Source organism: Pseudomonas oryzagri (assembly GCF_020831405.1).
In the GTDB taxonomy this organism is placed as follows: domain Bacteria; phylum Pseudomonadota; class Gammaproteobacteria; order Pseudomonadales; family Pseudomonadaceae; genus Geopseudomonas; species Geopseudomonas oryzagri.
On the sequence record NZ_JAJHPU010000017.1, the window covers coordinates 68,110 to 84,402 of the forward strand.

15 protein-coding genes are annotated in these 16,293 nt (G+C 69.9%); 10 read left to right on the forward strand and 5 right to left on the reverse strand.

Features of this window, described 5'->3' with window-relative positions; all coding sequences use genetic code 11:
- Positions 1–50: 50 nt before the first annotated feature.
- From LMJ29_RS05490 to LMJ29_RS05500, 3 genes are all read left to right on the forward strand, one after another.
- Entirely contained in the window at positions 51–971 is a 921-nt protein-coding gene (locus tag LMJ29_RS05490) for a universal stress protein (RefSeq protein WP_229604506.1), read from the forward strand.
- Positions 972–1,095: 124 nt separating this feature from the next.
- Positions 1,096–2,547, forward strand: a complete 1,452-nt coding sequence (gene pyk, locus LMJ29_RS05495; protein WP_229604507.1) for a pyruvate kinase — start codon at positions 1,096–1,098, stop codon at positions 2,545–2,547.
- Positions 2,548–2,744: 197 nt separating this feature from the next.
- Entirely contained in the window at positions 2,745–4,268 is a 1,524-nt protein-coding gene (locus LMJ29_RS05500; RefSeq protein WP_229604508.1) for a fumarate hydratase, read from the forward strand.
- Positions 4,269–4,369: 101 nt separating this feature from the next.
- Here the strand turns inward: LMJ29_RS05500 and LMJ29_RS05505 are convergent, their stop codons facing one another.
- Together LMJ29_RS05505 and LMJ29_RS05510 are read right to left on the reverse strand one after the other, a co-directional pair.
- Positions 4,370–5,524 carry a phospholipase D-like domain-containing protein gene (locus tag LMJ29_RS05505; RefSeq protein ID WP_229604509.1) on the reverse strand — a complete coding sequence of 385 codons (1,155 nt, stop codon included), beginning with the start codon at positions 5,522–5,524 and terminating at the stop codon, positions 4,370–4,372.
- Positions 5,525–5,691: 167 nt separating this feature from the next.
- Positions 5,692–6,477 carry an oxygen-binding di-iron domain-containing protein gene (locus LMJ29_RS05510; RefSeq protein WP_229604510.1) on the reverse strand — a complete coding sequence of 262 codons (786 nt, stop codon included), beginning with the start codon at positions 6,475–6,477 and terminating at the stop codon, positions 5,692–5,694.
- A 249-nt stretch (positions 6,478–6,726) separates the two neighbouring features.
- Between LMJ29_RS05510 and olsB the strand changes: the two genes are divergently transcribed.
- From olsB to LMJ29_RS05525, 3 genes are all read left to right on the forward strand, one after another.
- The gene (gene olsB, locus LMJ29_RS05515) at positions 6,727–7,485 is read left to right on the forward strand and encodes an L-ornithine N(alpha)-acyltransferase (RefSeq protein WP_229604511.1); all 759 of its coding nucleotides are present in this window, start codon (positions 6,727–6,729) and stop codon (positions 7,483–7,485) included.
- Positions 7,485–8,264, forward strand: coding sequence for a lysophospholipid acyltransferase family protein (locus LMJ29_RS05520; RefSeq protein ID WP_229604512.1), 780 nt, complete (start codon positions 7,485–7,487; stop codon positions 8,262–8,264). Before olsB ends, LMJ29_RS05520 begins: the two co-directional genes overlap by 1 nt.
- Before the next feature lie 77 nt (positions 8,265–8,341).
- A complete protein-coding gene (locus LMJ29_RS05525) occupies positions 8,342–11,068 on the forward strand; it encodes a cation-transporting P-type ATPase (RefSeq protein WP_229604513.1) in 2,727 nt (908 codons plus the stop codon).
- Between the two features lie 3 nt (positions 11,069–11,071).
- Here the strand turns inward: LMJ29_RS05525 and LMJ29_RS05530 are convergent, their stop codons facing one another.
- The gene (locus LMJ29_RS05530; protein WP_229604514.1) at positions 11,072–11,647 is read right to left on the reverse strand and encodes an acyl carrier protein phosphodiesterase; all 576 of its coding nucleotides are present in this window, start codon (positions 11,645–11,647) and stop codon (positions 11,072–11,074) included.
- 146 nt (positions 11,648–11,793) lie between these two features.
- Here LMJ29_RS05530 and LMJ29_RS05535 point away from each other — a divergent pair, with 146 nt between their 5' ends.
- Both LMJ29_RS05535 and LMJ29_RS05540 read left to right on the forward strand, forming a co-directional pair.
- A complete protein-coding gene (locus LMJ29_RS05535; protein WP_229604515.1) occupies positions 11,794–12,096 on the forward strand; it encodes an ArsR/SmtB family transcription factor in 303 nt (100 codons plus the stop codon).
- A gap of 24 nt (positions 12,097–12,120) precedes the next feature.
- Positions 12,121–13,185 (forward strand): alkene reductase, encoded by a 1,065-nt coding sequence (locus LMJ29_RS05540; protein ID WP_229604516.1) that lies wholly within the window; start codon positions 12,121–12,123, stop codon positions 13,183–13,185.
- A gap of 66 nt (positions 13,186–13,251) precedes the next feature.
- Here the strand turns inward: LMJ29_RS05540 and LMJ29_RS05545 are convergent, their stop codons facing one another.
- Entirely contained in the window at positions 13,252–14,109 is an 858-nt protein-coding gene (locus LMJ29_RS05545; RefSeq protein WP_229604517.1) for an ATPase, read from the reverse strand.
- A gap of 221 nt (positions 14,110–14,330) precedes the next feature.
- On the opposite strand from LMJ29_RS05545, the gene LMJ29_RS05550 reads away from it, so the two are divergent.
- Positions 14,331–14,654: a hypothetical protein gene (locus LMJ29_RS05550; protein ID WP_229604518.1), complete on the forward strand. Its 324-nt coding sequence runs from the start codon at positions 14,331–14,333 to the stop codon at positions 14,652–14,654.
- Positions 14,655–14,663: 9 nt separating this feature from the next.
- On the opposite strand, the gene LMJ29_RS05555 is transcribed toward LMJ29_RS05550, so the two are convergent.
- On the reverse strand, positions 14,664–15,566 hold the full coding sequence (locus tag LMJ29_RS05555; protein ID WP_229604519.1) for a LysR family transcriptional regulator ArgP: 903 nt from the start codon (positions 15,564–15,566) through the stop codon (positions 14,664–14,666).
- Between the two features lie 101 nt (positions 15,567–15,667).
- Between LMJ29_RS05555 and LMJ29_RS05560 the strand changes: the two genes are divergently transcribed.
- A complete protein-coding gene (locus tag LMJ29_RS05560) occupies positions 15,668–16,270 on the forward strand; it encodes a LysE/ArgO family amino acid transporter (RefSeq protein WP_229604520.1) in 603 nt (200 codons plus the stop codon).
- The last annotated feature ends 23 nt before the right edge of the window (positions 16,271–16,293 follow it).

A 16,293-nucleotide genomic window follows, 5' to 3' on the forward strand; every position in this document is an offset into this window, starting at 1 on the left:
CATGCAAGCCGACCGCCGGCGGCGTCACCCATCCGGCCGAGGAATCCGACATGCAACTCCACCAGCTGCTGGTGATCATCGATCCCACCCAGAACCCGCAACCCGCGTTGGAGCGCGCGGTCTGGATCGCCCAGCGCAGCGGCGCCGCCCTCGAGCTGCTGATCTGCGAATTCAACAGCGCCCTGGACAGCGGCCTGCTGTTCGACGCGCCGGCGCTGGAGAAGGGACGCCACTCGCTGCTCAAGCAACGCCACGAGTGGCTGGAGCAACTCGCCGCGCCGCTGCGCGAGGCCGGCCTCAAGGTGACCAGCGAAGTGCGCTGGGGCAAGCCGCTGCACAAGATGATCATCGCCCGCACCGAGGAGCTCAAACCCGACCTGGTGCTGAAGACCGCCCACAGCCACGGCCTGCTGCACCGCCTGCTGCTCAGCAACACCAGCTGGCAACTGATTCGCAGCTGCCCGGTGCCGCTGTGGCTGGTCAAGCCGCACGGCGAATGGCACGGCCGGCAACTGGCGGTGGCCCTCGATCCGACCCACAGCGCCGACAAGCCGGCGGCCCTCGACCATCAGTTGATCGAAGTGGGGCAAAGCCTGGGCCAGGCGCTGGGCCTGGAGGAACACTACCTGCACAGCTATGCGCCGCTGCCGCGCACCCTGGTATTCGATGCCGAACTGGTCGCCGATTACGAGTACTATGTGGAGCGCACCGGCGAACACCACCGCCAGGCCTTCGACCAGCTCCTCCAGGATCACGCCATCGACCCGGCGCACACCCACCTGCTGCAAGGCTTCGCCGAGGAAACCCTGCCGCGCTTCGTCGAGGAGCAGACCGTCGACCTGCTGGTGATGGGCGCCATCGCGCGCGGCCACCTCGACACCGCGCTGATCGGCCATACCGCCGAGCGGGTGCTCGAAGGCGTCAACTGCGACCTGCTGGTGCTCAAATCGCAGACTGTCGCTGCCCCCTGAGGCGCAGCGCTCTTTACCGGACTATCGGCCACGGAGGCCGGACTCCGCGCGAACCCCATGTCCGCCGCCCGTCGCCACAAGCGCAGGCGCCGGCGTTTTCCCGTTATCGACCAGGAGATCCCTGATGCCCTTTCGCCGTACCAAGATCGTCGCCACCCTCGGCCCAGCCAGCAGCTCGCCGCAAGTGCTCGAGCAGCTGATCCTCGCCGGGATGAACGTCGCGCGCCTGAACTTCTCCCACGGCACCCCCGAAGAACACAAGGCCCGCGCCCGCCTGGTGCGCGAACTGGCCGCCAAGCACGACCGTCACGTCGCCCTGCTCGGCGACCTGCAAGGTCCGAAGATCCGCATCGCCAAATTCGCCAACAAGCGCATCGAGCTGCAGGAAGGCGACGAATTCCGCTTCTCCATCACCCACCCGCGCGACGCCGGCACCCAGGACGTGGTCGGCATCGACTACCCGGACCTGGTCAAGGACTGCAAGGTCGGCGACGAGCTGCTGCTCGACGACGGCCGGGTGATCATGCAGGTCGAGCAGGTCACCGCCAACGAGCTGCTGTGCCGGGTCACCGTCGGCGGCCCGCTGTCCGACCACAAGGGCATCAACCGCCGTGGCGGCGGCCTCACCGCGCCGGCGCTGACCGACAAGGACAAGGCCGACATCAAGCTGGCCGCCGAGATGGAGCTGGACTACCTGGCGGTGTCCTTCCCGCGCGACGCCGCCGACATGCAGTACGCCCGTCGCCTGCGCGACGCGGCCGGCAGCGACGCCTGGCTGATCGCCAAGATCGAGCGCGCCGAGGCGGTGGCCGACGACGAGTCGCTGGACGCCCTGATCCGCGCCAGCGACGGCGTGATGGTCGCCCGCGGCGACCTGGGCGTTGAAATCGGCGACGCCGAGCTGGTCGGCATCCAGAAGAAGATCATCGCCCACGCGCGCCGCCTGAATAAGGTGGTGATCACCGCCACTCAGATGATGGAGTCGATGATCCACAGCCCGATGCCGACCCGCGCCGAGGTCTCCGACGTGGCCAACGCCGCGCTGGACTACACCGACGCGGTGATGCTGTCGGCCGAGAGCGCCGCCGGCGACTACCCGGTGGAAGCGGTCAAGGCCATGGCCCGCGTCTGCATCGGCGCCGAGAAGCATCCGACCAGCCAGAAGTCCACCCACCGCATGGGCCTGAGCTTCGAGCGCTGCGACGAGAGCATCGCCCTGGCCGCCATGTACAGCGCCAACCACTTCCCCGGCGTCAAGGCGATCATCGCCCTAACCGAGAGTGGCTACACCCCGCTGATCATGTCGCGCATCCGCTCCTCGGTGCCGATCTTCGCCTACTCGCCGCACCGCGAGACCCAGGCGCGGGTCGCCCTGTTCCGCGGCGTGCAGACCATCCCCTTCGACGCCGCGGCACTGCCGGCGGAGAAGGTCAGCGAGGCGGCGGTCGAAGAGCTGCTCAAGCGCGGCGTGGTCAGCCCGGGCGACTGGGTGATCATGACCAAGGGCGACAGCTACGACACCATCGGCGGCACCAACACCCTGAAGATCCTCCACGTCGGCGAGCCCCTGGCCTGACCGGCAGCGCACACGCAGAAGGCCGCCTCCGGGCGGCCTTCTGCTTTGCACAGGGCCTGCGGCCCGTTCGCCAATCGACCAAGGTCGACGGCGGGCGGGTGTCCGCACCGCCGAGCGCACGCTATACTGCGGCGCCGTTTTTTTGCGCCGCCGCGGTGGCGCGCCGTGAAGTTCCCGCCTGAAGAGGACCGTGTTCCATGGCCGTGATCAAGCAAGATGACCTGATCCAGAGCGTCGCCGACGCCCTGCAGTACATCTCCTACTACCACCCCGTCGACTTCATCCAGGCGATGCACGAGGCCTACCTGCGCGAGGAATCGCCGGCTGCGCGCGACTCCATCGCCCAGATCCTGATCAACTCGCGCATGTGCGCCACCGGCCACCGCCCGATCTGCCAGGACACCGGCATCGTCACCGTGTTCGTCAAGGTCGGCATGAACGTCCAGTGGGACGGCGCCACCCTGAGCCTGGACGAGATGATCAACGAGGGCGTGCGTCGCGCCTACAACAATCCGGACAACGTCCTGCGCGCCTCGATCCTGGCCGACCCGGCCGGCAGCCGCAAGAACACCAAGGACAACACCCCGGCGGTCATCCACTACTCCATCGTCCCCGGCGACACCGTGGAAGTGGACGTCGCGGCCAAGGGCGGCGGCTCCGAGAACAAGTCGAAGATGGGCATGCTCAACCCGTCCGACTCGATCGTCGACTGGGTCCTCAAGACCGTGCCGGAAATGGGCGCCGGCTGGTGCCCGCCGGGCATGCTCGGCATCGGCATCGGCGGCACCGCCGAGAAGGCCGCGCTGATGGCGAAGGAAGTCCTGATGGACGAGATCGACATCCACGAGCTGAAGGCCCGCGGCGCGCAGAACCGTGTCGAGGAGCTGCGTTTGGAGCTGTTCGACAAGGTCAACCAGCTGGGCATCGGCGCCCAGGGCCTCGGCGGCCTGACCACCGTCCTCGACGTCAAGATCAAGGACTACCCGACCCACGCCGCCTCGCTGCCGGTGTGCATCATCCCCAACTGCGCCGCCACCCGTCACGCCCACTTCGTGCTCGACGGTTCCGGCCCGGCCAGCCTGGAGGCGCCGAGCCTGGACGCCTACCCGGACATCGTCTGGGAAGCCGGCCCGAGCGCCCGTCGCGTCAACCTCGACACCATCACTGCCGAAGAAGTGCAGAGCTGGCAGCCGGGCGAGACCATCCTGCTCAACGGCAAGATGCTGACCGGCCGCGACGCCGCGCACAAGCGCATGGTCGACATGCTCAACGCCGGCGAAGAGCTGCCGGTGGACCTCAAGGGCCGCTTCATCTACTACGTCGGCCCGGTCGATCCGGTGCGTGACGAGGTGGTTGGCCCGGCCGGCCCGACCACCGCGACCCGCATGGACAAGTTCACCCGCCAGATCCTGGAAAGCACCGGTCTGCTGGGCATGATCGGCAAGTCCGAGCGTGGCCCGATCGCCATCGACGCGATCCGCGACAACAAGGCCGTGTACCTGATGGCCGTCGGCGGCGCCGCCTACCTGGTCGCCCAGGCGATCAAGGGTGCCAAGGTGCTGGCCTTCCCGGAACTGGGCATGGAAGCGATCTACGAGTTCGACGTGAAGGACATGCCGGTCACCGTGGCCGTCGACACCAAGGGCGAGTCGGTGCACATCACCGGCCCGGCGATCTGGAAACAGAAGATCGCCGACAGCCTGGCGGTGGAAGTGAAGTAAGCCTTCCCCGCACTAGGGAAAACCCCGGAGCGGCCCTGCCCTCCGGGGTTTTCTTTTGCCTGGTGGTTGATGCCGGGCCGCTCGCCGCGCGGCACCGCGCCTCAGCGCCAGCGATCCAGCAGGTTCACCACCACCCGATCCAGCCAGCCCCACAGACGCTGCGAGACGCGCATCGCCAGCGGACGGGAGAACCAGTCGTCGAGGGTGATCTCGCGGCTGCGCGCGAAATCGGTCGCGAAGCTCTCCGCCAGCGCGGCGGTCAGACCGGGATCGAGCGCCTCGAGGTTGGCCTCCAGGTTGAAGCGCAGGGTCCAGTGGTCGAAGTTGCACGAGCCGATGCTCACCCAGTCGTCGACCAGCACCGCCTTGAGATGCAGGAAGCGCGGCTGGTACTCGTAGATGCGCACGCCATTCTTCAACAGGCGCGGGTAGTAACGCTGCCCGGCGTAACGCACCTGATCGTGGTCGGTGAGCCGGCCGCTGAGCAGCAGGCGCACGTCAACGCCGCGCTGCGCCGCCTTGCGCAGGGCCTTGCGCACCCGCCAGCTGGGCAGGAAGTACGGCGTGGCCAGCCAGATGCGCCCGCGCGCGCGGGCGAGATTGCGCAGCAGCGAGCGCAGGATGTCGCGGTGCTGCAGGGCGTCGGCATAGGCGACCCGGCCCAGCCCGGTCCCCGACGCCGGCCGCGGCGGCAGATGGCGCAGCGGCCGGATGTACGGCCGCCAGCTCTGCGGTTCGACGGCGGCCTGCCACTGACGCTCGAACAGCGTCTGCCAGTCGGCCACCGCCGGCCCGGCCACCTCCACCATCAGCTCGTGCCAGCGGCTGTCGCCCTGCTCCGGCAGCCAGAAGTCGTCGGTGGCGCCGGTACCGCCCACCCAGGCCTGCGCCTCGTCGACCAGCAGCAGCTTGCGGTGGTCGCGGAACAGGTTGCCCAGTCCGCGCCGCCAGCCGATCGGGTTGTACAGCCGCAGCTCGACGCCGGCGCCACGCAGCTGGCGGCTGAGCCGCGCGCCGATACCGCGGCAACCGAAAGCGTCGAACAGGCAGCGCACCGCCACGCCGCGCAGAGCCGCGCGCTCCAGACAGGCGACCAGCTGCTCGGCGCAGCTGCCGGCCTCGACCAGGTACAGCTCCAGTTCGACCTGCCGCTGCGCGCGGTCGATGGCCGCCAGCATGCGGGGGAAGAACTGCTCGCCATCGATCAGCAACAGGAAGCTGTTGCCTTCGCGCCAGGGAAAAACCGCGGGATGCACGACGCTAGCGCCATGCCGGAAGAAAGGGGGAAACGGGGGGCATCGGGTCCTCGCCTGACAAATTCCTCAGCGCAACATAGCCGGGGAGCGAGGCGCGCTCAAGGCGACGGACGGCAGAAACGACGACGCCGGCGCCCCGAAGGACGCCGGCGTCGCGGCGGGAACGATCAGCGCGGCAGGGCGTAGTCGGCCGGACCCATCAGGTCCATGCCGCACTCGAGCTGGGAGATCCAGTCGAGGAAGGTGTTGATCATGGCCTTGCCGACGAAGGGACGGCCGTGCTGCGGCACGATCATCTCGACGTCCATCTTGCGCACCATGTCGGCCCACAGGCGGCAGATCTTGTTGCTGGCCATGTAGCGGCGGTGGAAGCCTTCCATGCTCGACAGGTGAGCGGCGAAGTCGGTGACCGGCTGGGCGTCGTCGACCAGGGAGGCGCCCATGTCGCCGGAGAACAGGATCTTGCTGATCGGATCGTAGATCTGGAAGTTGCCCACCGAGTGCAGGAAGTGCGCCGGCACCGCCTTGAGCTGGCACTTGCCGAGCGGCAGCGACTGGCCGCGGTCGGGCAGCGCGATGATGCGGTCGTAGGTGGAGATGCCGTGGCTGACGGCCAGGTAGTTGGCGGTCAGGTGCGGCAGGAAGCGCGCCCACAGGCGCGAGCAGATCACCTTGGCGCGGGTGTGCAGCAGCCACTTGTCCAGCGCGGCGATGATGTCCGGATCCTGGTGCGAGGCGAAGATGTAGGTCAGGTCCTGCACCGGGATGTGCTTGGACAGCTCGAGCGACAGGGGGGTGTAGGTCAGGTCGCCACCCGGATCGAGCAGCATGTATTGCTCGTTGTCGACGATCAGGAACTGGTTGGTCTGCACACCCTCTCCGCTGACCAGATCATCGAAGCACAGGCACTGGTGGGTGCCGTTATCAAACAGGACTATGGGTTCGCGACGCATGGCAACCTCGAATTCTTAGGCCGGATCAGCTTAGCGGAGCGCGCCGGCGAAGGCACTGACCTGCATCAAGCAGGCCAGCGGGGCTGCCGCCACGCAAATTCATCCCACTCTACTGCGCCGCCATCCCAGGGGCTGGGCGGCCAGTCACAGAAGCATCACCGCGGCGTCACCGCCGCGACATTCGCGCTTGCCAGCATGGCCATGCACACAACAAGGAAGCGGCCACCCTCGGCTGCCCGGAGGATCTGCATGTCCGCCACTGCACTATCCCGCGACACCAGTCCCACCCGTCGCCTGCAGGCCGAGCGCCTGCACGGCACCGAAGCCCTGCTGGAAGCCCAGGGCCTGCGCTACCGCGTGTTCGGCGAGGAGTTCGGCGCCCGCCTGGATGGCGCCGAGCAGGGCCTCGACTGCGACGGTTTCGATGCCCACTGCAGCCACCTGGGCGTACGCGACCTCGCCAGCGGCGAACTGGTCGCCACCACCCGCCTGCTCGATCACGGCATCGCCCGGCGCCTCGGCCGCTTCTACAGCGAGGGCGAGTTCCGCCTGCAGGGCCTCGCCCGCCTCGATGGCCCCACCCTGGAGATCGGCCGCACCTGCGTGGCCGCCGCCTACCGCAACGGCGCGACCATCGCCGTGCTGTGGAGCGCGCTGGCGGAAATCCTCAACGAGGGCGGCTACCGCTACCTGATGGGCTGCGCCAGCATTCCCATGCGCGACGGCGGCATCCAGGCCCGCGCGGTGATGCAGCGCCTGCGCGAGCGTCACCTGAGCACCGAGCTGCTGCATGCCGAGCCGCTGCTGCCGCTGCCGACGCTGGCGGTGCCGGACGACAACCTCACCGCCGAGCTGCCGCCGCTGCTCAAGGCCTACATGCGCCTGGGCGCCAAAGTCTGCGGCGAGCCGTGCTGGGACCCGGACTTCCAGGTCGCCGACGTGTTCATCCTGCTCAAGCGCGACGAGCTGTGCCCGCGCTATGCCCGGCACTTCAAGGCGGCCGGCTGATGGCCCGCCTGCGCCTGTACGGACGCCTGTTGCGCCTGTTCGCCGTGCTCGGCGAGGGCGCGCTGTACGCCGCCTGGGTCGGCCTGCGCGAGCGCACGGGCGGCGCGCCGCTGGCCCTGCGCCAGCGCCTGACCTGCCGCTTCATGCGCCGCCTGCAGGGCGCCCTGCCCTTCACCGTGCAGATCCATGGCCGCCTGCCGGAGAGCCCGGTGCTGTGGCTGGCCAACCATGTCTCCTGGGTCGACATCGCCATGCTCGGCGCGCTGCGCCCGCTGTCCTTCCTGGCCAAGGCCGAGGTGCGCGGCTGGCCGCTGGCCGGCTGGCTGGCGCAGCAGGCCGGCACCCTGTTCATCCGCCGCGGCGCCGGCGAGGCCGGCGATCTCGGCGGTCAGCTGGCCGAGCGCCTGCGCCTGGGCAGTCACCTGGTGATCTTCCCCGAAGGCACCAGCTCCGACGGCGGCGACGTGCTGCGCTTCCATCCGCGCCTGCTGGCGGCGGCGGTGGCCAGCGGCGCGGCGCTGCAGCCGGTGGCGATCCGCTACCGGCGCGACGGCGCGCGCGACGAACTGGCGCCCTTCGTCGGCGACGACGAGCTGCCGGCGCACCTGCTGCGCCTGCTGGCCGCCGAACGCGCCGGCGTGGAGATCACCTTGCTGGAACCGATCGCCAGCGATGGCCTGTCGCGCAGCGAACTGGCCAGTCGCGCCCACGCCGCGATTCGCCAGGTGGTGCACGGCCAGCCGACGGTCCGCGCGGCCGGCGAAGCGCTCGCCGCCTGAGAGCCGCCTTCCCCGGCCCCGTGTGCGCCGGCGCCTGCAATAATCAGCAGGTAGACCGGCGCGGGCGGGACCTTCCCATGCAGCCTTCAACACGCACGGACGCCTGGCACAGCCTGGATGCCGACGTCGCCCTGGCGGCGCTCGACAGCCGGCACAGCGGCCTGAGCGGCCATGAGGCGCAGCAGCGCCTCGCCCATCACGGCGCCAACCGCCTGCCGGTCGCGCCGAAGGAAGGTGCGCTGCGCCGTTTCCTGCGCCAGTTCCACAACCTGCTGCTGTACCTGATGCTCGCCGCCGCGCTGGTCACCGCCCTGCTCCAGCACTGGATCGACAGCGGGGTGATCCTGGTCGCGGTGCTGGTCAACGCCGCCCTCGGCTTCGTCCAGGAAGGCAAGGCCGAGCGCGCGCTGGACGCCATCCGCGACCTGCTGTCGCCGCGCGCCCTGGTGCTGCGCGACGGCCGCCGGCAGACCATCGACGCCGGGCGGCTGGTGCCCGGCGACCTGGTGCTGCTCGGCCCCGGCGACAAGGTGCCGGCCGACCTGCGCCTGCTCGCCCACAAGAACCTGCACGCCGACGAGGCGGCGCTGACCGGCGAGTCGGTACCGGTGGCCAAGCACGTCGAGGCGGTGGCGGCCGAAGCGGCGCTCGGCGACCGCCGCTGCATGCTCTACTCCGGCACGCTGATCACCAGCGGCCAGGGCACCGGCCTGGTGGTGGCCACCGGCGCCGCCACCGAGCTGGGCCGCATCGGCGCGCTGCTCGGCCGGGTGCCCCGCCACTCCACGCCGCTGCTGCGGCAGATCGAGCGCTTCAGCCGCTGGCTGGCCGCCGCGATCCTCATTGGCGCCGTGCTGACTTTCGCCCTCGGCACCCTGTGGCGTGCCCAGGACCCCGCCGAGATGTTCCTGCTGGTGGTGGCGCTGACCGCCTCGGCGATCCCCGAGGGACTGCCGGCGATCATGACGGTGATCCTCGCCCTCGGCGTGCAGCGCATGGCCGGCCGCCACGCCATCGTCCGCCACCTGCCGGCGGTGGAGACCCTCGGCGCGGTGACGGTGATCTGCTCCGACAAGACCGGCACCCTGACCCGCGACGAGATGACCGTGCAGCGCATCGCCTGCGCCGGCCGGATCATCGAGGTCAGCGGCGCCGGCTACGCGCCGCTGGGCGGGCTGCAGCGCGGCGGCCATCCGCTGCAGGCGGACGCCGACCTGCGCGAGCTGGGCCGCCTCGCGCTGCTGTGCAACGACGCCGAGCTGCACGAGCACGAACAGCTCTGGCAGCTGCATGGCGACCCCACCGAGGGCGCGCTGGTGACCCTGGCGCTCAAGCTCGGTCTCGATCCCGCTGGCCTGCGCGCCGAACTGCCGCGCAGCGACGCCATCCCCTTCGAGTCCGAGCAGCGCTTCATGGCCACCCTGCACCACGACCACCGCGGCCACGGTCTGATCTGCGTCAAGGGCGCCCCCGAGCGGGTGCTGGAGATGTGCAGCCAGCAGCGCTGGCAGGGCGATGACCGGCCGCTGGAGGCCGACTGGTGGCGGCGCCAGGTCGGCGACATGGCCGCGCGCGGCCTGCGCCTGCTCGCGCTGGCCTGCCGGCCGACCGACGCCGAACAGCGCAGCCTGTGCTTCGCCGACCTCGAACGCGGCCTCACCCTGGTCGGCCTGGTCGGCCTTATCGATCCGCCGCGCGCCGAGGCCATCGCCGCGATAAAGCGCTGCCGCAGCGCCGGCGTGCAGGTGAAGATGATCACCGGCGACCACGCCGACACCGCGTGCACCATCGGTGCCCAGCTCGGCCTGGGCAACGGCCGCGCGGTACTGACCGGCGCGCAGATCGAGCTGCTCGACGATGCCCGCCTGCGCCAGGCGCTGGCCGAGGTGGAGGTGTTCGCGCGCACCAGCCCCGAGCACAAGCTGCGCCTCGTGCAGGCCCTCCAGGCCGGCGGCGAGGTGGTGGCGATGACCGGCGACGGGGTCAACGACGCCCCGGCGCTCAAGCGCGCCGACGTCGGCGTGGCGATGGGCGGCAAGGGCACCGAGGCGGCCAAGGAAGCGGCCGAGATGGTGCTCAGCGACGACAACTTCGCCACCATCGCCAACGCCGTGCACGAGGGCCGCGCGGTCTACGACAACCTGAAGAAGTTCATCCTGTTCATGCTGCCGACCAACGGCGGCGAGGCGCTGGTGGTAATCGCCGCCATCCTGTTCCTGCTGCCGCTGCCGCTCACCCCGGCGCAGGTTCTGTGGATCAACATGGTCACCTCGAGCACCCTCGGCCTTGCGCTGGCCTTCGAGCCGGCCGAGCACGGCCTGATGCGCCGGCCGCCGCGCCCGCCCAGCGAGGCGCTGCTGTCGGGCTTCTTCGTCTGGCGCGTGCTGATGGTTTCGCTGCTGATGATGGCCGGCGCCCTCGGCCTGTTCCTCTGGGAGCTGGAGCGCGGCAACAGCCTGGATGGCGCGCGGACCATGGCGGTCAACGCGGTGGTGATGGGCGAGATGTTCTACCTGGTCAACAGCCGCTCGATCTTCGCCTCGTCGCTGAGCCGCGCCGGCCTGTTCGGCAATCCCGCGGTGCCGCTGGCGATCGCCGCCTGCGCCGGCCTGCAGCTGCTGTTCACCTACGCCCCGCCGCTGCAGGCATTGTTCGGCTCGACCGCTCTGGCGCCCGGCGAATGGGCGCGCGTGCTGCTGGCCGGACTGCTGCTGTTCGCCGTCGCCGAACTGGAGAAGTGGCTGATCCGCCGCCTGCGCCTGCATCCGCACGCCTACGCCGCCCACGCCGCCCACGGCGAGTGAGACTCACGTGCGCGCGGCAGCGGCGAAGGCGATCAGCTCGGGGTAGAAGGCGCGGAAATCCTCCCGCAGCGGCCGGTACAGGCGCTCCAGCTCGGCCAGCCCGCCGTCCAGGACCGAGGGGCGCGACAGGCGCCGCTGCAGGTTGCCGAGCACCCGCTCGAGCACGGCGAACTCGCGGTAGCTGCCCAGCCAGTCGTCCGCCGCCATGCGCGGGGCGATCAACGCCAGGCGGCCGGGCAGCTCGGCCTGCGCCGCCAGCACGCCGTACACCCGTGCGCTGAACAATTCCAGCGGCTCGTCGGCGTAGGCGTCCCAGTCGCAGGCCAGGCAGTGGTCGAAGAACAGGTCGAGAAGGATGCCGGCGTAGCGCCGCCGCTCGGCGGGAAAGCGCGCCACGGCCGCGCGGACCAGCGGATGGCTGTCGGTGAAGGCGTCGATGCGCCGGTGCAGGCGGATGGCCGCCTCGACCTCCGCGGCGAAGCGCCCGTCCAGCGGCCCCTTGACGAAGTCGCCGTACAGGCTGCCGAGCAATTGCGCCGGCCGCGGACCGCCGAGGTGCAGGTGGGCGAGGTAGTTCATCGTTCCAGCTTAACGCTGCGCCGGCCCGCCCGCGACAACGGCGCTTGGCATGAGAGTTCATAAGCTCAGCACGAACGAATATTTGTATTTCGCGAAATACCGATATAAATTTCGCTCCATCGCGATAAACCGTTAAAGCCACTCCCATGTCATTCGATACCGACGAAATCATCAAGGCCCTGGCCCACCCCGTGCGTCGCCAGATTCTCCACTGGCTCAAGGAGCCCGAGCGCTACTTCGCCGACCAGGAACACTCGCTGGAGGTCGGCGTGTGCGCCGGGATGATCGACCGCCGTACCGGCCTGTCGCAGTCCACCGTGTCGGCGCACCTGGCCACCCTGCAGCGCGCCGGTCTGGTGAGCAGCCGCAAGGTCGGCCAGTGGAACTTCTTCAAGCGCAACGAGGAGACCATCCAGGCCTTCCTGCGCCGGCTCGATGACGAACTCTGACTTCATCCCAGCAAGGAAACGATCATGCCGACCCCGTCCGTTCCGAACCTGTTCGACCCCATCCAGGTAGGCGATCTCGAGCTGCCCAACCGCATCGTCATGGCCCCGCTGACCCGTTGCCGCGCCGAACCCGGCCGCGTGCCCGGCGCGCTGATGGCCGAGTACTACGTGCAGCGCGCCAGCGCCGGCCTGATCATCAGCGAGGCCACCTCGGTGACGCCGATGGGCGTCGGCTACCCGGACACCCCCGGCATCTGGTCCGCCGAGCAGGTGCAGGGCTGGAAGAACGTCACCAGCGCGGTGCACGCCGCCGGTGGGCGCATCTTCCTGCAGCTGTGGCACGTCGGGCGCATCTCCGATCCCAGCTACCTGGACGGCGAGCTGCCGGTGGCGCCCAGCGCCGTGCGACCGCAGGGCCATGTCAGCCTGATCCGTCCCAAGCGCGAGTTCGTCACCCCGCGCGCGCTGGAAACCGCGGAAATCGCCGGTGTCGTCGAGGCCTACCGGCAGGGCGCGGCGAACGCCAAGGCCGCCGGCTTCGACGGCGTGGAGATCCACGGCGCCAACGGCTACCTGCTCGACCAGTTCCTGCAGGACAGCACCAACCAGCGCAGCGACCGGTACGGCGGCTCGCTGGAGAACCGCGCACGGCTGCTGCTGGAAGTCACCGACGCGGTGGTTTCGGTGTGGGGCGCCGGTCGCGTCGGCATGCACCTGGCGCCGCGCGCCGATGCCCACGACATGGGCGACTCCAACCGCGCCGAGACCTTCGCCTACGTGGCCCGCGAGCTGGGCAAGCGCGGCATCGCCTTCATCTGCGCCCGCGAGCACGAAGCCGACGACAGCCTCGGCCCGCAGCTCAAGCAGATCTTCGGCGGCGTCTATATCGCCAACGAACGCTTCACCGGCGAGCAGGCCAACCGCTGGCTGGCCGAGGGCAAGGCCGACGCGGTGGCCTTCGGCATCCCCTTCATCGCCAACCCCGACCTGCCGGCGCGCCTGGCCGCCGGCGCGCCGCTGAACCAGGCCGACAGCAATACCTTCTACGCCCCCGGGCCGGTCGGCTACATCGACTACCCGACCCTGTAAGGCCTGCGCCAAGCAAAAGCCCCCGCTGCTCGCGCAGCCGGGGGCTTTTTTGCAGGCGGGGCGAACTCAGCGCGCGTTGAGCTGCTGCTGCAGGTTCTGCACCTGCGCCTGCAGGGTGGTGATGTTGCGGGTCATCTGCGCGCGGAAGGCGTCCATCTCGGCATTGCCGGCATTCGCCGGACGATTGTCCAGCTCGCTGCGCAGCACCAGCAGATCCGATTCGAGGCGGCTGATCGCCTGGTTGGGGTTGCCCTGCTTCTTCAGCGCGGCCACCTCGCCGCCGAGGCTGTCGACGCGACCTTCCAGCTTGCCCGCTTCGCCCTGCGCCGCCTTCAGCGCGGCCTGCTCGCCGGCCAGGCCCTGCACGCGACTTTCCAGACTGGCGACGCCGGTCTGCTGCTCCTTGAGCGCGACCTGCAGCTGCGCGCTGCCGGCCTGCTGGCTCTTCAGCTCGCCGCGCAGCGCCTCGATCTGGCGAGCCTGCTCCTGGTTGCGGTCGTCGGCGGCCTGCTGCTGCTTGCCGAGCTGGGCCAGCTTGCTCTCCAGCTGCTTGATGCGCAGCTTGAGCCCCTCGTTCTCGCTGGTGACGCTGGACTCGGTGGCTACCACCTTGCCGGAGATGTCCTTGAGCCTGCCGGCGGCGTCCTCGCTGATCCGCGCGAAGCTTTCCTGGGTGGCGACCAGTTGCTGCTCCAGACGCACCAGCTGCTGCTGGCTCCACCAGCCCAGGCCGCCCAGGGCCACCAGCAACACGCCGACCAGCAGCCAGGCCAGGCGGCCGCCGCGCGGCGCCGCGGCCTGCGCGGGGGCGGTCCGAGAGCGCGCAGCGGCAACCGGCGGGGTGGGGGCGGCAGCGGCCGGCTTGCGACCGTCGATGGTCAGACTGGGCACATCGTCCAGTTCGTCGAGAGAGTCGTTACGCATACCAACACAACCTGTCTATGAATCCGTCGGGGCGACAATGGCCACAGTATAACGAACCGGCCGCATGAGCTGGCGCGATGCCTCCTCGCGGTGCAGCCCGCACCGCGAGGAGGCCGCCAGGACACCAATCGGCGTCGTATCCGGCACAGCTCAGCCACCCCAAAGCTGGTATGGCCTTTGCTAGTCCTTAGACATTGCCAGACTGCGCCAAGGAGAGACCCATGGAACTGACCAAGCCCGTGCTCGATTGCATGCAGACCCTGCGCCGCCGCCTGCGCGAGGAGCTGGGAGAAAATATCCACTTGAGCCAGACCGATGTGATCAGCGCCCTGCTGGCAGCCTGCGAGCGCAGCGACTCTGTCCAGACCCACCGCCTCGGCGAGCAGCTGGCCCAGCTGTGCGGCGTGCTGCCGAGCGCCGAGCCGGCCCGCAGCCAGCCGGTTTACCGCGGCCAGGTGCCCAATCCGCAGCACACCGAGGTCTCCTCCCCCGTCGCCGACCAGCGCCAGGTGCGCATCTATCGCGGCCAGCGCATCTACGTCTGACCTGCCGTTTCAGGCCGAGCCCGGCGCCACCAGCCAGCGCCGGGCGGTCCGTTCGACGTGGCGGGTGAGGCTGTTCAGCCGCTCGCCACCCAGGCGCCAGCTGTGCCAGTACAGCGGCACGTCGATGCAGCGCCCCGGCAGTACGTCCAGCAGGCGCCCGTCGGCCAGTTGCTGCTCCACCTGCAGCTCGGGAATGAGTCCCCAGCCGACGCCGGCCTCGACCATGCGCGTGAAACCCTCCGACGAGGGACACAGGTGGTGGAGAAAGGCGCCCTCGACGCCCAGCGCCGCCAGGTAGCGGTGCTGCAGGCGGTCGTCCGGGCCGAAGACGATCGCCGGTACCCGCGCCAGACGCTCGCCACTGACCCCGTCGCCCAGATGCCGGGCGAGGAACGCCGGGCTGGCCAGCGCCCGGTAGCGCATGGCGCCCAGCGCCAGGGCGCGCGCGCCGGCCACCGGCCGCGCGCTGGCGCACAGGCAGGCGGCCACCTCGCCGGCGCGCATGCGCTTGAGCCCCACCGCCTGGTCCTCGACCAGCAGATCGAAGAGTACCCCCGACTCGTTGCAGAAGGCGCTGACCGCGCCCGCCCACCAGGTCGCCAGGCTGTCGGCGTTCAGCGCCACGCGCAGGCGCTCCTCCGGGCGCCCCTCCTCGTCCAGCGCCGGCACCAGTTGCTGCAGGTCGCCTTCGAGCAGGCGCACCTGCTGCACGTGGTTGAGCAGGCGCTGGCCCAGCGCCGTGGGCTGCGGCGGCGTACTGCGCACCAGCACCGGCTGGCCGAGGCGCATCTCCAGCAGCTTGATGCGCTGCGATACCGCCGACTGCGACAGGCCCAGACGCTGGGCGGCGCGCTCGAAACCGCCCTGCTCGATCACGGTGGTCAGCGCGGCGAGCAGCTTGTAGTCGAACATATCGATTTACCTAATGCCTGATCAGCAACATTCGTTTCTCTTATACAACTGCGCTGCCTAGAGTCGCCACATCTTCAACCCCCTCCGGCGGAGTCTTCGAGATGTGGCAGAGTTTCAGCAACGGCATGCTGGTATCGGCGGGCCTGATCATCGCCATCGGCGCGCAGAACGCCTTCGTCCTCGCCCAGAGCCTGCGCCGCGAGCACCACCTGACGGTGGCCGCGCTCTGCGTGCTGTGCGATGCCCTGCTGGTGTGCGCCGGGGTGTTCGGTCTGGCCGGCGTGCTGGCGCAGAGCCCGCTGCTGCTCGCCATCGCCCGTTGGGGCGGCGTCGCCTTCCTGCTCTGGTACGCCATCAAGGCGCTGCGCCGGGCCTGCGCGCGGCAGAGCCTCGCCGAACAGGCCGCCGCCCTGCCGCGCTCGCGCCGCGCCGTACTGCTCAGCGCCCTCGCGGTCACCCTGCTCAACCCGCACGTCTACCTGGACACCGTGCTGCTGATCGGCTCGCTCGGCGCCCAGCAGGCCGTGCCCGGCGCCTATGCCCTGGGCGCGGCGAGCGCTTCGCTGCTGTGGTTCGCGACCCTTGCCCTCGGCGCCGCCTGGCTCGCCCCCTGGCTGGCCCGCCCGCTCACCTGGCGGCTGATCGACCTCGGCGTGGCGGCGATGATGCTCGGCGTCGCAGCGCAGCTGCTGCGCCCGCTCTAGGCCGCTTTATCCCCACGGCTGCT

What these genes read in the sequence shown, in the direction of transcription:
- LMJ29_RS05500 (WP_229604508.1), top strand. Translation starts at nt 2,745, where the DNA reads ATGGCCGTGATCAAGCAAGATGACCTGATCCAGAGCGTCGCCGACGCC.
- LMJ29_RS05510 (WP_229604510.1), bottom strand. Translation starts at nt 6,477, where the DNA reads ATGCGTCGCGAACCCATAGTCCTGTTTGATAACGGCACCCACCAGTGC.
- LMJ29_RS05555 (WP_229604519.1), bottom strand. Translation starts at nt 15,566, where the DNA reads ATGTTCGACTACAAGCTGCTCGCCGCGCTGACCACCGTGATCGAGCAG.
- olsB (WP_229604511.1), top strand. Translation starts at nt 6,727, where the DNA reads ATGTCCGCCACTGCACTATCCCGCGACACCAGTCCCACCCGTCGCCTG.
- LMJ29_RS05535 (WP_229604515.1), top strand. Translation starts at nt 11,794, where the DNA reads ATGTCATTCGATACCGACGAAATCATCAAGGCCCTGGCCCACCCCGTG.
- pyk (WP_229604507.1), top strand. Translation starts at nt 1,096, where the DNA reads ATGCCCTTTCGCCGTACCAAGATCGTCGCCACCCTCGGCCCAGCCAGC.
- LMJ29_RS05520 (WP_229604512.1), top strand. Translation starts at nt 7,485, where the DNA reads ATGGCCCGCCTGCGCCTGTACGGACGCCTGTTGCGCCTGTTCGCCGTG.
- LMJ29_RS05550 (WP_229604518.1), top strand. Translation starts at nt 14,331, where the DNA reads ATGGAACTGACCAAGCCCGTGCTCGATTGCATGCAGACCCTGCGCCGC.
- LMJ29_RS05560 (WP_229604520.1), top strand. Translation starts at nt 15,668, where the DNA reads ATGTGGCAGAGTTTCAGCAACGGCATGCTGGTATCGGCGGGCCTGATC.
- LMJ29_RS05540 (WP_229604516.1), top strand. Translation starts at nt 12,121, where the DNA reads ATGCCGACCCCGTCCGTTCCGAACCTGTTCGACCCCATCCAGGTAGGC.
- LMJ29_RS05530 (WP_229604514.1), bottom strand. Translation starts at nt 11,647, where the DNA reads ATGAACTACCTCGCCCACCTGCACCTCGGCGGTCCGCGGCCGGCGCAA.
- LMJ29_RS05545 (WP_229604517.1), bottom strand. Translation starts at nt 14,109, where the DNA reads ATGCGTAACGACTCTCTCGACGAACTGGACGATGTGCCCAGTCTGACC.
- LMJ29_RS05525 (WP_229604513.1), top strand. Translation starts at nt 8,342, where the DNA reads ATGCAGCCTTCAACACGCACGGACGCCTGGCACAGCCTGGATGCCGAC.
- LMJ29_RS05490 (WP_229604506.1), top strand. Translation starts at nt 51, where the DNA reads ATGCAACTCCACCAGCTGCTGGTGATCATCGATCCCACCCAGAACCCG.